Origin of the sequence: Patulibacter brassicae (assembly GCF_033949425.1) — a bacterium.
Classification (GTDB): Bacteria; Actinomycetota; Thermoleophilia; order Solirubrobacterales; family Solirubrobacteraceae; genus Patulibacter; species Patulibacter brassicae.
The window spans coordinates 76,199-89,570 of the sequence record NZ_JAXAVX010000004.1 but is presented as its reverse complement, the minus strand read 5'-3'; the positions used below and the strand labels follow the sequence as shown (position 1 = coordinate 89,570).

Genomic DNA, 13,372 nt, shown 5'->3' with positions numbered 1-13,372 from the left:
CGCGGCTCAGCCGTCCCCGCTCGATGCGGGCTCAGCCGGCCGGCGCCGCGTCGCCGGCCGGGGAGGCCGACGGGGAGACCGGGGTCCCGCCGCGGGGCGTCGGCTTCGCCCCGGCGACGCGCGCGATCCCGGCCTCCAGCAGGCTCGGGACGAGCGTCCCGGCCGCCAGCAGCCCGTAGCCGCTGCGCGAGGTGACCGCGTAGGGCCGCGCGGCGATCGCCTCGCCGATCAGCCCGGCCGCCTCGCGCGGGCGCAGCGCCGGCACGCCCCGGTAGGCCCGCGTCGGGGCGATCATCGGGGTGCGGACGAGCGGCATGTGGACGCCGGTGACCCGGACGCCGTCGCGACGGACCTCGTTGGCGAGGCAGCGCGAGAACTCGTCCAGGGCGGCCTTCGACGCGAGGTAGGCCGCGAACCGCGGCGTGTGCAGGAGCAGGCCCTCGGAGAGGACGTTCACGATCTGGCCGTCCCCCCGGCGGCGCATGCCGGGCAGCAGCGCGAGCGTGAGCTTCACCGCCGCGTAGTAGTTGATCTGCATCGTGCGCTCGAAGTCGTGCATCCGCTCGTACGAGCGGTCGATCGGGCGGCGGATCGAGCGGCCGGCGTTGTTGACGAGCACGTCGACGTGCCCGTGCTGCGCCTCGATCGCGGCGACGAGGCCGTCGATCGCCTCGTAGTCGGTGAGGTCGCAGGGATGGACGCTCGCCCGCCCGCCGGCGGCGACGATCCGCTCGGCGACCGCCTCGAGCTCGGCGCGGCGCCGGGCGACGAGCGCCACCGTGGCGCCGGCCTCGGCGAGCAGCTCGGCCGTCGCCTCGCCGATCCCCGACGAGGCGCCCGTGACGACGACGACCTTGCCGGCGACCGCGCCGTGCAGGCTGCCGCCGGTGACCCGGCGGGCGGCGCGCAGCGTCGCCGGCGTCCGCGAGTACGCGGTGAGCACCTGGTGGCGCGCGTCGCCCAGCGCGGCCGACGCGAGCCCACCGGCGGTCGTGGCCGCGCGTCCCGCGACCGAGCCGAGCAGGGTGAGGGCGCCTCCGCGAGCCATGCCGCGCAGCGTACTACCGGCGGTAGGAATCGTCGAGCGCCGCCGTGCGCTCCATGAGCCTTCGATGAGACGGGGCGCGGCTCGGGCGACGGTCGCGGTAGAACCGACGGGTCGCCGCGGCTCGCCCTCCGGCGACCGCGCCCGGTCCCCCGCGGGCGCGCCCCCCATCGCGCCCGGCCGCAGCGCCGTCGGGCGCACGACCGAGGAGGTCCCATGCCCGCCCCCACCCCCACGCGCCGCGCCCTCGCGCGTGCCACCGCCACCGGCCTCGCCGGCGTCACCGCCGCGGGCCTCCTGGCCGCGGTGCCCACGGCGGCCTCCGCCGCGGACCCCGCCGACCTGCGCCCGTACTACTCCGTCTTCTCGCGCGGCGGGGCGAAGATCCCGGGTCACGACACGCCGTGGACGCCGCAGGGCCTGGCCTACTGGGCCGAGCAGGACGCCCTCGTCGTCTCGTACTATGACGCGAGCGGCAAGCGGAACAGCCGGCTGGCGATCGTCGACCGCAACACCGGCAAGCGCAAGAAGCTCCTCGTCCTGAACACGAAGGGCCACGTCGGCGGCCTGGCGGCGTCCAAGCGCCACCTGTGGGTCGCCAACAACGGCAAGGTCGTCCGGTACCCGAAGTCGCGCCTCGCGGCGACCGGGAACCTCAAGACGGTGAAGGCGACGGGCAGCTACCGCGTCGCCGCGTCCTCGTACCTCACCTACAGCGGCGGCTCGCTCTGGGTCGGCTCGTTCCACGAGAAGCAGGGCGGCACCGCGTACCGGTACGACCTGAGCACGAAGGACGTGCCGAGCTCCGGCGCCCGCGCGGTGATGGCCACCCCCTCCCAGGTCCAGGGCATGGCGATCGTGGGCTCGAAGGTCGTCTGGAGCCGCTCGTTCGGGCGCAACAACCGCAGCAGGCTCGACGTGCGCCCGCGCAGCGCACCCACCACCGGCGCCGGCCGCCGGATCGTCGCCCCGAACATGTCCGAGGGCATCGTCGTCGCGAAGGGCGAGCTGCGTGTCCTCTACGAGTCGAGCTCGTCGAAGTACGCCAACGCGAGCTACCGGGTGCGCACGATCCACCGCGCGCCGGTCGGCCGGGTCACGGGCTGAGGACCCGTCCCGCGCGGCTCAGGGCACGACGACCTGCCGCACCCCGCCGCCCTCGGCCATCCGGTCCAGGGCGGCGTTCAGGTCGTCCAGCCCGACCCGGTGGGTGAGCATCCGCTCGACCGGCAGCCGTCCCGCGCGGTGCAGGCCGACGAGCCGGGGCACGTCCCGCCCGGGGATCGCCGATCCCATGTAGGACCCCTGCAGCCGGCGCTCCTCGGCGACGAGGCTCACGGCCGGGATCCGCAGCTCCTGCGAGGGATGCGGCAGGCCGACGGTCGTCGTCGTCCCGCCGCGGGCGGTCATCGCGTAGGCGTCCGCGAGCGCCGCCGCGCTGCCGACGGTCTCGAGCACGTGGTCGCCACCGCGCCCGCCGAGCGCGACGCGCACCTGCTCGACGACGTGCTCGCCGGCGGCGACGACGGCGTCGGCGCCGAGCGCCCGGGCGAGGTCGAGCTTCGCCGGCTCGCGGTCGACGCCGACGACCGGCTGCGCCCCGGCGGCGAGCGCCCCGAGCAGCGCGGCCAGCCCGACCCCGCCGAGGCCGACGACGACCACCGCCTCGCCCGCCTGGACGCGCGCGGTGTTGATCACCGCGCCGGCGCCCGTCATCACCGCGCAGCCGAAGAGCGCGGCGATCTCGGGGGCGAGCTGCGGGTCGACGCGCACGAGCGACCGAGCCGAGACGACCGCCGCCTCGGCGAAGGCCGACACGCCGAGGTGATGGTGCAGCGGCTCGCCCGACGCGGCGAGCGTCAGGTGGCGGTCGCCCTCCAGCAGCGTCCCGGCGACGTTCGCCGCGGCACCGGGCTCGCAGAGCGCCGGACGGCCCTCGGCGCACGGCACGCAGTGGCCGCAGGTCGGGACGAACGAGCAGACGACGCGGTCGCCGACCGCCAGGCCCTCGACGCCCTCGCCGAGCTCGAGCACCTCGCCCGCGGCCTCGTGGCCGAGGGCCATCGGCATCACCCGGGGACGCGAGCCGTCGACGACGGAGAGGTCGGAGTGGCAGAGCCCGGCCGCCAGGATCCGGATCAGCACCTGCCCACGGGCGGGGGGCGCCAGCTCGACCTCCTCGATCCGCAGCGGCCGGGAGTCCGCGTACGGCCGCGGCAGGCCCATCTCGCGCAGCACGGCGGCCCGGATCCTCATGGCGCCATCCTGGCGCACGGCGGGGACGCGCCGCCGCGGCGGGGCACGTAGGGCGTCCGTCGATCGACGGAGGCGGAGCCCGCCGGGCGCGGGACCCGGGGCCCTCGGACGTCCGGCCGCCCGCCTGGCGGTTCCCCGCGCCGCGCGGGACGGTCGGCTCGGGAGCGGCTCTCGTGCCTGCCGCAAGGCGCGGGAGCCGCGCTCCTCGTGCCGGCCGTCGGCGGCGGTGCGTCCGCGCCCCGCGCCGTGGGTAGCAGGGGAGGCACGGATGGACAGCGACAGCACCGTGTTCCAGGGCGGCCCGGCCGACGGGCTCCACGTCCAGATCTCCGACGACGAGACCGAGACGATCTACATCGAGTCGATCGCCCCGCCGCTCGTCCACCTCTACGTGCGCGACGGCGACGCCCTGCGGTTCGAGCGCCAGCTCGACGCGGAGGAGGCCGCGGCGACGGTCGGCGGCGTCCCGGTCGAGGCGGACGCCGACGGCGACGCCCGCGTGTGACCGACCCGCCCGCGGGGTACAGAGGTCCCACCACGACCGAAGGGACCCCCATGAGCACCCTCCCGTCAGACCCCAGCGCCACCTCCGTCGAGGAGCTCCTCGGCACCCCCAACGTCAGCGCCGTCGCGCGACCCGAGCTGCCCACCGAGCAGACCGAGCTGGAGCGCGTGACCGGTGCGCCGCCGGCCGTCGAGCTGATCGCGCCGCCGGGCGCCGCGGGCGACCCGCTCGCCGACCCCGCGTAGCGGTCAGGACGCGACGACGAGCGCGGCGAGCGCCGACCGCAGCCGGTCCGGGATCGGCGTCGGGCGGCGCTCGTCGCGGTCGACGAAGACGTGCACGAACGACCCCTCGGCGACGAGGCGGTCCTCCTCGTCGAACAGCCCGAGGCCGTAGGTGACGCTCGAGCGCCCGAGCCGGTCGACCCGGACCCCGCAGCGCACCGTGCCGGGGAACGAGACCGACGCGTGGTAGCGGCAGCGGGACTCGGCGCAGACCCCGATGACGGCGCCGCGCTCGATGTCGAGGCCGCCGTCGCGGATGAGCGTCGTGTTGATCGCGCTGTCGAAGAACGAGTAGTACTCGACGTTGTTCACGTGCCCGTAGACGTCGTTGTCCTTCCACCGCGTCGTGATCGGGTGCAGGACGGGGAAGTCCGCGGGGACGGGCGCCGCCGCGCCGGCGTCGCTCACCGCGGCGCGTCCTGCGGCGTGGCGAACGCGCCGTCGATGAGCTCGATCCGGTAGCCGTCGGGGTCCTGCACGAACGCGATCAGCGGCAGGTCGTCGCGGCCGCCCGGACGGTAGGGCGGCTTCTCCGGCTCGACGCCGGTCGCGTCCCGCAGCGCCGCGAGCGTCGCCGCGAGGTCGTCGACCTCGAGCGCGACGTGGTTGTAGCCCTCGCCGAGGTCGTAGGGCTGCTCGCGGTCGCGGTTGACCGTGAGCTCGAGCGTGTCCCCGTCCCCCGGCAGGCCGAGGTACACGTTGTAGGCGGTCTCGAACTCGAGCCGGCCGCGACGCTCGAAGCCGAGCGCCTCGTAGAACCGGACGGCGGCATCGATGTCGCGCACGCGGACGCAGGTGTGGATGAGCTTCGCGGGCATGGCCGCAACGCTAGCGTCGTAGCCCGGGGGACCGATGAGTCCCGCGCGCCCCGCGCGTCCTCCCTCCCGATGGCGACCCGCGAGGAGCACCCATGCCTTCCGTGATCTACGAGATGAGCGTCTCGGCCGACGGCTACGTCGTCGGCCCGGACGGGACGTTCGACTGGGCGATGCCCGACGAGGAGCTGCACCGCTTCCACAACGACCAGGCCCGGGCGCTCGCCGGCCACCTGCTGGGCCGCCGGCTCTACGAGGTGATGCGCTACTGGGACGACGCCGACGACCCGTCGCCGGTCTCCCGCGACTTCGCGGCGATCTGGCAGGCGCTGCCGAAGGTCGTCCTGTCGCGGACCCTCGAGGCCGTCGAGGGATCGAACGTCCGCCTCGCGCGCACCGACCTGCCGACCGCGCTCGCCGACCTGCGGGCGCAGGTCGACGGCGACGTCGCGATCGGCGGCGCGGACCTCGCGGGCGAGGCGCTGCGGCTCGGCCTCGTCGACGAGGTCCGGCTCTTCGCCTACCCGGTCGCCGTCGGGGGCGGGACGCCGTTCTTCCCCCGCGACCTGCGCGTCGACCTCGAGCTCGCCGAGACCCGGACGTTCGGCTCGCGCGTGGCCTTCTCGCGCTACCGCGTGGCCGGTCGCTGACGCCACCCCGGCCGGCCGCCGGGCGCCCCTCAGGCGGCGTCCGGCGCGCGGCGCGCGCCGAGCAGCAGCGACGAGGTCACGGCGACGCCCGCGATGAGGACCGCCGCGAAGATCGTCAGCGACAGGTCGGCGGCGAGCTCCTGGGTCAGCAGGCCGAGGCCGACGACCGGGACGGCCAGGCCGATGTAGCCGGCGAGGAAGATCCCGGCCAGGGCCTCCGCCCGCTGCTCGGGGGCGGCGAGCAGCGCCGCGGTGCCGAGCGAGCCCTTCACGATCAGGCCGGCGCCGACGCCGGAGACCATGCCGCCGGCGAGGAAGACCGGCAGGCTCGGGATCCAGACGGCGGCGACGAGCAGGAGCGGCCCGACGACCATGAGGCTCAGGCCGGTCCGCAGCACGCGGCCGGGGGCGACGTCGGCCGCGGCGATCTGCGCTGCCGCGGCGGCGGCGAAGACGAGGAACGACGCCAGGCCGGCGAGCGCCCGGGAGTGGTGGTCCAGCGTGCCGCCGAGGAAGGCGGGCGCCAGCGAGTTGAAGAGGCCCATGAGCCCGAAGGCGACGAACGCCGCGGTCGCGGCGGCCGCGAACGCCGAGCGGCCCTCCGGCGGCACGGCCACGCGCTGGGGCCGGTAGCGCGGCGCGGGACGCAGCCGCTCGCGGGTCTCGGGCGTGGCGAGCACGGCGACGAGGGCGATCCCGAGCGCGACGAGGAACACGACGTAGGGCGTCGTCAGCGGGCCCGACACCCACTGGGCGAGGATCCCGCCCACGAGCGGGCCGAAGCCGATCCCGCCGAGGTTCGCCGCGGTCGCGATCGCCTGCGCCCGCCGGGGCGAGCCGCCCGGCCGACCGCGCCCGTCGAGCTCGGCGATCCACGCGGTCGCCGTCGCCGTCAGCGCGCCCACGCCGAGGCCGCCGAGGAAGCGCGCCACGAGCAGCGCCGGCAGCGCGGCCGAGGCGAGGAAGATCGCCGCCGCCGCGAGGTTCACGCCGACGGCGAAGAGCGTCCACGCCCGGCGCCCGTGGCGGTCGGAGAGGTGCCCGACGAGGAAGAGGCTCAGCGCGACGCCGACGGCGTAGACGGCGAAGATGAGCGTCACCGTCAGGGACGAGAAGCCGTCGCGCGCTTGGTACAGGACGTAGAGCGGCGTCGGGACGGCCGAGAAGGCCATCACGACGAGGAACGCGTAGGCGATCGCCCAGGTGCCGAGGGCGTGGCGCCCCGAGCGACCCAGAGACCCCTCGGCCACCGGGCGCTGGGCGCCGGCCGCCGAGGGGGACGTCGGGAGCACGGTCGTGGACATGACCAGATGGTGCGCCGCAGAGCTATCGCGATCAACGCCGAGCGCTGCTCGTTGCCATCGCGAACAGCGATGGCTCGGCTACGCTGTCCCGGTGAACCTGCGGCAGCTGGAGACCTTCGTCGCCGTCGCGGAGGAGTCCGGGTTCTCCCGCGCGGCCGACCGGCTGCACGTCGTGCAGTCCGCGGTGTCGGCCACCGTCCGGGGCCTGGAGCAGGAGCTCGACGCCGAGCTCTTCCGCCGGCTCGCCCGCGGCGCCGAGCTCACCGACGCGGGACGGGCCCTGCTGCCAGAGGCCCGCGCGACGCTCGCCGCCGCGGCGGCCGCCCGCGACGCGGTCGACGCGGTCCGCGGCGGACTGCGGGGCACGGTCGCCCTCGGGATCATGCAGGCGATGCGCACGCCGGCGCCGAACCCGCCGGCGATCCTCGCCGCGTTCCGCCGGGACCATCCCGGGGTCACCGTCCGCGTCCGGCACGGCGGTGGCTCGCGGGACATGGCCGCCCAGGTCGCCGACGGCCGGCTCGACCTCGCGCTCGTCTCGCTGCGCGAGCCGGTCGCCGGGATCGCGCTCGAGACGCTCACCCGTCAGCCGGTCGGGCTCATCTGCCCCCTCGGTCACCCCCTGGCCCGGCGCAGCTCCCTGCGCCTGGCCGACATCGCCGAGGAGCCGTTCGTCGAGCTGCCGCCCGCCTGGGGCACGCGGATCAACAACGACCACGCCTTCGCCGCCGCCGGGCTCGCCCGCGAGGTCGCCTACGAGATCAACGACACCGCGAGCCTCGTCGAGTTCGTGCGCCACGGCCTCGGGGTGGCGCTGTTCCCCCGGTCGCTCGTGGGACCGGTGACCGACCTCGCGTGGATCGCGATGGACGAGGAGGCCGGGGGCTTCGAGGTCTCGCTCGCCCGCCCGACGACGCGTCGCCCGAGCGCCAGCGCGGTGGCGCTGCGGGCCGCGATCGTCGCCCACGCCTCCGCGCGTCGCGCCCGCGCGACGGAGGCCCGCCCGTCGACGATCGGGTGAGCCCGCTGGCGCGCGCGGGCCGCGCACGCCACCATCGTCGCGTGCGTCGCGTGCCGTTCCCGGTCCTCCTGCTCCTCGCCGCGACGGCGTTCGCCGGGCTGCTGGGGCGCTCGCCCGCACCGGCGCTCGCGGCCGAGCGACCGGTCGCCTGCGACGGCTGCTGGACCCCGCGCACGACGACCCGCCCGTGGCAGATCCAGCTCGCTGGCCGCACGGTGACGCGCGTCGCGGCGCCGATCGTCGAGCTCGACTGCGACGAGGCGTCCGCGACCACCGTGCGGACGCTGCGGCGCCGTGGGCACCGGGTGCTCGGCTACTTCTCGGCCGGCTCGACGGAGTCCTATCGCGCCGACGCCGACCGCTTCCCGGCGGCCGTCGTCGGGAAGGTCTACGACGGCTGGCCGCAGGAGCGGTGGCTCGACGTCCGCCGGCTCGACGTCCTGCTGCCGATCATGCGCGACCGGATCGCGACCTGCGCCCGCAAGGGCTTCGACGGCGTCGACCCCGACAACGTCAACGGGCACGAGAACCCGACGGGCTTCCCGATCTCCGCCGACGACCAGGTGCGGTTCGACCGGGCGATCGCCGACGAGGCGCACCGCCAGGGCCTCGCCGTCGTCCTGAAGAACACCGGCTCCCTCGTCCCCCGGCTCGTGGACTGGTTCGACGGCGCGGTCGTCGAGAGCTGCTTCCGGTACCGCGAGTGCGGGGCCTACGCGCCGTTCGTGCGCCGCGGCCGGCCGGTGCTGGCCATCGAGTACCGACGGGCGGGCCTGCGCTCGTGCGCCGACGCGCGCCGACGAGGGATCAGCCTCATCGTGAAGCGCCGCTCGCTCAGCGCCGTGCGCTGGACCTGCCCGCGCTGACCGGTCGCCGCCGCCCGAGGCGCGAGAGGACGAGCACGGCCAGCCCCGCGCCGGCCACCGCCGCCGCGACCGGACACAGGCCGCCGACGAGCTCGTCCCACACGACGCGCGCGACCTCCTGGTCGCCGGTCCCCTCCGCGGCGCCTTCGACCGCGGCGCGTCCGAGGCGCTCCGCGACGAGCACGACGCCGCCCGCCACGAGCGCGCCGAGGCCGGCGAGCGCGAGCGACCGAGCCCCCGGAGCGAGGACGACCGCGAGCCCCAGCAGCCCCAGGCCGGCGAGGAGCATCGGCCACCCGAGCGCGGCGACGTCGGCCGCGCGCCCGCTCCAGCGGGCCGCGCTCGCGCTGCGCTCGTACGTCACGACGGTCAGCCGATCGGCGTCGGCGCGGTAGGGCTCCAGCACCGGCGGCAGGCGACCGCCGTCCTCCTCGATCGCGGTCACGACGTCGCCGACCGTGAACCGGATCGTCCGGTCGTCGGCGTCGAGGGTCCGCCGGACCGCGCGGACGGCCGCGCCGCGCCACGCGCGCTCGAAGGCCGAGGAGCGCAGGACCCGGGTGGCCAGCGGCGCGATCGCCTGCCGCACCTGCTCGGCCGGCAGGCCGCTCGCCCGGGCGATCTGGCGCGTCGCGCTGCTGAGCGCCTCGCGCTCCAGGGCGTCGCGCACCGCCGGCTCGTCGAGCAGCGCCGTCGCGTGCGCGCGGACGCGGTCCTCCTGCGTCGTGCGATGGAGGTGCTGCAGGGGCAGGGCGAGCAGGACGAGCAGCGTCCCGAGGACGAGCAGGAGCCGGCGGGGGGAGCGGCGCGCCACCCGCCGGAGGATGCCGGACGCCGCCCGCCGTCCGTGCCGGACGTCCGCCGGACGCCGGTCGCGCCACGGCGCTCGGGGACCGGGCCCGCGGCCGGAGGCGCGCGAAGGACGGCGCGGGGCTCGGGGGCGCGCTCGCGGCCGGACGCGATCAGGCCAGCGTGGACGCGCCGGTGCCCGCGCGCAGGACCGGCAGCAGGTCGCGGACGGCCCGCTCGCCGGCGCTCGTCGCGGTGCAGATGTTCGACGAGGACCAGAAGATGCCGCCGAGTTCGATCCGCGTCCCGCGCGGCCGGCGGCGGACGAAGTCGCCGAGCGCGCGGTACAGGCCGGGACGCGAGTAGACGATGACCTCGTCCCAGCGCGCGATCCGCGTGTAGTCGACGGTGTCGGACACGCCGGGGAGGATCCGCTCGGCGCCGCGCAGGAACCACTCCCGAACGGTGTCGTCGTCCTCGGCGACGAGCCGCTCGGCGTCCTCGGTCATCGAGAGGAAGCAGAGCAGCCCCTTGCCCGCCGGCGCGCGCCCCGGCGCCTTGTTGTGCTCGCAGGTGAAGCCCATGACGCCCGGCTCGATCGACTCCGGGACGTTCGTCACCGAGGCCCGCACCCCGGCCGGGGGCGTCGTGACGCCCGTGTTCATCACGACGCATTTCGTGTACCGCAGGCCGCGCAGGAACGCTGCGCACGACGGATCGTCGAAGTAGCCCGGCAGGAGGTCGGGGATCCGGTCGCCGCGGATCGTCACGAGGGCCGCCGCGCCCTCCTCCACGTGCTCGCCGTCGGCGTCGGCGTACGTCATCCGCACGCCGTCCGCGATCTCGACGAGCTCGTGGACGGTCGCGCCGAGCCGCACCTCGTGGCCGGCCGCGAGCGCCGCGACGTAGGCGGAGTACCCGTCGCGGAACGCGAAGAGGGTCGTGCCGAGGATGTTGTTGATCATGAAGAACAGCTCGACGACGGAGATCGTGTCGCTGCGGACGCCGAGGACGCCGCGGACGGTGGCGTCGATCACGTAGTCGTAGGCGTCGCCGGACATCCCGAGGTGCCGGGCGCAGAACTCGCGCGGCGTCTCGCGGTCCCACGCCGCGGCGCTCGAGAGGTCCTCGTAGTTCAGGTGCTTCGCGATCCGCGCGTTGACGAGGCCGAGCGGGGCGAGGGCGAGCTTCGCGGCCGGCCCGATCAGCGGGCTGCGCGCGGCGTCGCGGAAGAGCGCCTCGGAGCGCAACTCGTGGATCGCGCCGTCGCGGGCGAAGCCGACGCGCGAGCCGGCCGGGATCAGCGCGTCCTGCAGCCCGAGCTCCTCGACGATCCGCAGCACCGGCCGGTACGCGGAGGGCAGCAGCGTCGCGCCCTCCTCCATGAGGTAGCCGGCCTCGCGATGCGTGTGGATCTGGCCGCCGACGCGGTCGCGGCGGTCCAGCAGGACGGGGTGATACCCGGCTGCGCGGAGGCGGTGCGCCGCCGTCAGACCGGAGGGTCCGGCCCCGACGACGAAGACGCGGGGACGATCGGGCGCAGCGCTCATCCTGCGTTTTGTACAACATGTCGTATTCATTTGACAGCGGACGACACCGGCGGCGTGGCCGAGGCGGCGCGGCGAGCGCCACCGGCGCGGCGCGAGGCGCTCCCGGCGACCGTCGGTCTCGTTCCGCCCCGCCGCTCGAGACCGACGAACCGCACGAAGGACGGGAAGATCGTCGAGGTCGCGCCGCGCGGACGGCCGACCCCGACGAACAGCACGCGCCCGCGCCCGGCCGCGGGGCCGCCGAGCGCTCCGCCGGACGCGGGACGGTCAGTCGACGCCGACGACCCGGCAGACGATCTCGGTCAGTGCGTCGACCACCTGCTCGGGCTCGGTGCGTCCCGAGAGCATCTGGTGGCACGAGCGCTCGATCATCCACGTCAGCGCCTCGGAGACGACGAGCGCGTCGTCCGGCGCCTCGCCCCCGCCGGACCGCCAGTGGCCGACGAAGACCTGGCAGGCGACCTCGGCGACCTCGTGGATCCCCCCGACCCAGAGCCGGCGGATCGCGGCGTCGTGCTCGGCGACCTCGATGATCGAGGAGAGCACCGGGCGCCGCTCCTGCCAGCCCGCGACGAGGGTCGCGACCGATCCGCGCACCGCCTCGCGCGAGAGCGGGCGCGCCGCCTCGGGGTCGGCCAGCGGCGGCGCCGGCCGACCGGCGACCGTCAGCCAGGCGATCTGGTCCTCCGCGAGCGCGACGATGAGCTCGGTGCGGTCGCGGAAGTGGCCGTAGAACGTGGCGCGCGAGACCGCCGCTTCGCGCGAGATGTCGGCGATCGAGAGGGTCGCGTGGGACGCCCCCGCGTCGAGCAGCCGGACCGTCGCGTCGAGCAGGTCGCGCCGGGTCCCGGCGCGGCGCCGCGCTCCTGCTCGCGCCTGGCTGCTGTCGGGCACCGGCGGAGCGTACCCCGCGCCCAGCCGGCCGAGGCGCTCGCCGAAGCCTGTTGAGGCTCCCGCCTGCCCTCGCGCTGAGGCGCCGGCGTCAGGCGCCGAGCACGCGCGCGAGCCGCAGGGCGACCTGCAGCTCGGTGCGGCGCTGCGCCAGGACGTCGGGCAGGAGCGCCTCGGCCTGGCGGATCCGGTGCCGGACGGTGTTCTCGTGCAGGCCGAGGGTCGCGGCCGCGGCCGCCTGGCTGCCGCTGCCCAGCCACGCCAGGAGCGTGTCGCGGATCCGCTCGCAGCGCTCGTCGTCGGCGGCCAGCGGACCGAGCTCCTCGGCGACGTAGCGCCGCGCGGCGGTCTCGTCGGCGAGCAGCAGCGACTCGAGCCGGACGTCGGCGTACCAGCTGATCGGGGTGCCGTCCTCGAGGCCGCCCACCGCGCGCTGCACGCGCGCGGCTTGCAGCGCCTGCTCGCGGCTGCGGCGGAAGCCCGTCAGGCGCGTGCCCGGCTCGCCGACCGCCACCCGCACGACGAGCTGCTCGAGGCGGCGGCGCAGCGCCGCGAGGCGGTCCTCCTCGAACCCCTCCGGGTGGCCGAGCCAGATCGTCCAGCTGCGCGCGCCCTCCTGGCGGCAGACGCTCGCCGTCGCGCGCGAGGCGGTGCGCAGCTCGCCGACGAGGGCAGGCAGCGACCGGTCGGCGTCGAGGTCGACGACGAGCGCCAGGTGCGCGCCGCGCAGGCGGTAGCCGAGCGTGCGCTCCCAGGCCTCCAGCGCGTCGGGATCCGCCTCGCCGTGGCCGTCGACGATCGTCTCGAGCGTCTCGCGGCGCAGGTGGTCGCTGCGCCGGGCCAGCTCGTCGCGACGCCGGTGGTAGCGCGGGATGACCGCCGAGAGGACGCGGTCGACGTAGGCGAAGACGACGGCCGTGGGACCGCCGAGCAGGCCCTGGAGCGCGTCGGGCTCGGGCCGGTCGGCGACGACGACGTCGAGCCACGCCTGCCAGAGCCGCGCGACGCCGACCCAGTAGGTCCGCTCGAGGACGCTGACGGGGATGTGCAGCTCGGCCGCGAGGTCGGCGAAGCGCAGCGCCCGGTGGGGCTCCATCGCCCCGAGCGTCGTCTGCCCGCGGAGCAGGTCGAGGATCGCCGCGACGTTCTCGCCCACGCACGAGCCGAGCGCGTCGCGGAAGGCGAGGTCGTCGCGCCGGTCGGGGAAGACCTCGTCGAGGATCGTGCCGACGACCGCAGTGGCCAGGGCGGTGCCGTCGACGGTCGACGCGAGCGCCCGCGTCCGCGGCGACGGCCCCTCGGCCGGGGGCGGTCCGTCGGGGACCGGCCGCAGCCACGCCACCGACGCGCGCGAGGAGGTCGGCGGCCGCAGGCCGGCGGGCAGACTCGTGGCCAT

The 13,372-nt window shown here is 76.2% G+C and carries 15 protein-coding genes; 6 read left to right on the top strand and 9 right to left on the bottom strand.

Features of this window, described 5'->3' with window-relative positions; genetic code table 11:
- Positions 1-31: 31 nt before the first annotated feature.
- Positions 32-1,048, bottom strand: coding sequence for an SDR family NAD(P)-dependent oxidoreductase (locus SK069_RS09910; protein WP_319954059.1), 1,017 nt, complete (start codon positions 1,046-1,048; stop codon positions 32-34).
- Between the two features lie 213 nt (positions 1,049-1,261).
- Between SK069_RS09910 and SK069_RS09905 the strand changes: the two genes are divergently transcribed.
- The gene (locus SK069_RS09905; RefSeq protein WP_319954058.1) at positions 1,262-2,152 is read left to right on the top strand and encodes a hypothetical protein; all 891 of its coding nucleotides are present in this window, start codon (positions 1,262-1,264) and stop codon (positions 2,150-2,152) included.
- Between the two features lie 18 nt (positions 2,153-2,170).
- Here SK069_RS09905 and SK069_RS09900 read toward each other — a convergent pair whose 3' ends face one another.
- A complete protein-coding gene (locus SK069_RS09900; RefSeq protein WP_319954057.1) occupies positions 2,171-3,301 on the bottom strand; it encodes a zinc-binding dehydrogenase in 1,131 nt (376 codons plus the stop codon).
- A 268-nt stretch (positions 3,302-3,569) separates the two neighbouring features.
- Here SK069_RS09900 and SK069_RS09895 point away from each other — a divergent pair, with 268 nt between their 5' ends.
- A complete protein-coding gene (locus tag SK069_RS09895; protein ID WP_319954056.1) occupies positions 3,570-3,806 on the top strand; it encodes a hypothetical protein in 237 nt (78 codons plus the stop codon).
- 50 nt (positions 3,807-3,856) lie between these two features.
- Positions 3,857-4,051 carry a hypothetical protein gene (locus SK069_RS09890; protein ID WP_319954055.1) on the top strand — a complete coding sequence of 65 codons (195 nt, stop codon included), beginning with the start codon at positions 3,857-3,859 and terminating at the stop codon, positions 4,049-4,051.
- Positions 4,052-4,054: 3 nt separating this feature from the next.
- Here the strand turns inward: SK069_RS09890 and SK069_RS09885 are convergent, their stop codons facing one another.
- Both SK069_RS09885 and SK069_RS09880 read right to left on the bottom strand, forming a co-directional pair.
- On the bottom strand, positions 4,055-4,498 hold the full coding sequence (locus tag SK069_RS09885) for an acyl-CoA thioesterase (protein ID WP_319954054.1): 444 nt from the start codon (positions 4,496-4,498) through the stop codon (positions 4,055-4,057).
- The gene (locus SK069_RS09880; RefSeq protein WP_319954053.1) at positions 4,495-4,908 is read right to left on the bottom strand and encodes a VOC family protein; all 414 of its coding nucleotides are present in this window, start codon (positions 4,906-4,908) and stop codon (positions 4,495-4,497) included. The genes SK069_RS09885 and SK069_RS09880 overlap by 4 nt, the downstream gene beginning before the upstream one ends.
- Positions 4,909-5,000: 92 nt before the next feature.
- Between SK069_RS09880 and SK069_RS09875 the strand changes: the two genes are divergently transcribed.
- A complete protein-coding gene (locus tag SK069_RS09875) occupies positions 5,001-5,555 on the top strand; it encodes a dihydrofolate reductase family protein (protein WP_319954052.1) in 555 nt (184 codons plus the stop codon).
- A 29-nt stretch (positions 5,556-5,584) separates the two neighbouring features.
- Here the strand turns inward: SK069_RS09875 and SK069_RS09870 are convergent, their stop codons facing one another.
- Complete coding sequence (locus SK069_RS09870) at positions 5,585-6,859, bottom strand: MFS transporter (protein WP_319954051.1); 1,275 nt, start codon at positions 6,857-6,859, stop codon at positions 5,585-5,587.
- Positions 6,860-6,950: 91 nt separating this feature from the next.
- Here SK069_RS09870 and SK069_RS09865 point away from each other — a divergent pair, with 91 nt between their 5' ends.
- Complete coding sequence (locus SK069_RS09865) at positions 6,951-7,880, top strand: LysR family transcriptional regulator (RefSeq protein ID WP_319954050.1); 930 nt, start codon at positions 6,951-6,953, stop codon at positions 7,878-7,880.
- 41 nt (positions 7,881-7,921) lie between these two features.
- Entirely contained in the window at positions 7,922-8,746 is an 825-nt protein-coding gene (locus SK069_RS09860) for an endo alpha-1,4 polygalactosaminidase (RefSeq protein ID WP_319954049.1), read from the top strand.
- On the opposite strand, the gene SK069_RS09855 is transcribed toward SK069_RS09860, so the two are convergent.
- The 4 genes from SK069_RS09855 to SK069_RS09840 form a co-directional block, all read right to left on the bottom strand.
- Positions 8,715-9,560: a hypothetical protein gene (locus tag SK069_RS09855; RefSeq protein WP_319954048.1), complete on the bottom strand. Its 846-nt coding sequence runs from the start codon at positions 9,558-9,560 to the stop codon at positions 8,715-8,717. The two genes, SK069_RS09860 and SK069_RS09855, sit on opposite strands and share 32 nt — an antisense overlap.
- Before the next feature lie 148 nt (positions 9,561-9,708).
- The gene (locus SK069_RS09850; RefSeq protein WP_319954047.1) at positions 9,709-11,085 is read right to left on the bottom strand and encodes a protoporphyrinogen/coproporphyrinogen oxidase; all 1,377 of its coding nucleotides are present in this window, start codon (positions 11,083-11,085) and stop codon (positions 9,709-9,711) included.
- Between the two features lie 267 nt (positions 11,086-11,352).
- Positions 11,353-11,979 (bottom strand): TetR/AcrR family transcriptional regulator, encoded by a 627-nt coding sequence (locus SK069_RS09845; RefSeq protein ID WP_319954046.1) that lies wholly within the window; start codon positions 11,977-11,979, stop codon positions 11,353-11,355.
- 88 nt (positions 11,980-12,067) lie between these two features.
- Positions 12,068-13,372 (bottom strand): PucR family transcriptional regulator, encoded by a 1,305-nt coding sequence (locus tag SK069_RS09840; RefSeq protein ID WP_319954045.1) that lies wholly within the window; start codon positions 13,370-13,372, stop codon positions 12,068-12,070.

Coding starts and splice junctions, on each gene's coding strand:
- SK069_RS09880 (WP_319954053.1), bottom strand. CDS start 4,908: ATGCCCGCGAAGCTCATCCACACCTGCGTCCGCGTGCGCGACATCGAT.
- SK069_RS09900 (WP_319954057.1), bottom strand. CDS start 3,301: ATGAGGATCCGGGCCGCCGTGCTGCGCGAGATGGGCCTGCCGCGGCCG.
- SK069_RS09840 (WP_319954045.1), bottom strand. CDS start 13,372: ATGGCCACGAGTCTGCCCGCCGGCCTGCGGCCGCCGACCTCCTCGCGC.
- SK069_RS09895 (WP_319954056.1), top strand. CDS start 3,570: ATGGACAGCGACAGCACCGTGTTCCAGGGCGGCCCGGCCGACGGGCTC.
- SK069_RS09850 (WP_319954047.1), bottom strand. CDS start 11,085: ATGAGCGCTGCGCCCGATCGTCCCCGCGTCTTCGTCGTCGGGGCCGGA.
- SK069_RS09910 (WP_319954059.1), bottom strand. CDS start 1,048: ATGGCTCGCGGAGGCGCCCTCACCCTGCTCGGCTCGGTCGCGGGACGC.
- SK069_RS09875 (WP_319954052.1), top strand. CDS start 5,001: ATGCCTTCCGTGATCTACGAGATGAGCGTCTCGGCCGACGGCTACGTC.
- SK069_RS09905 (WP_319954058.1), top strand. CDS start 1,262: ATGCCCGCCCCCACCCCCACGCGCCGCGCCCTCGCGCGTGCCACCGCC.
- SK069_RS09870 (WP_319954051.1), bottom strand. CDS start 6,859: ATGTCCACGACCGTGCTCCCGACGTCCCCCTCGGCGGCCGGCGCCCAG.
- SK069_RS09890 (WP_319954055.1), top strand. CDS start 3,857: ATGAGCACCCTCCCGTCAGACCCCAGCGCCACCTCCGTCGAGGAGCTC.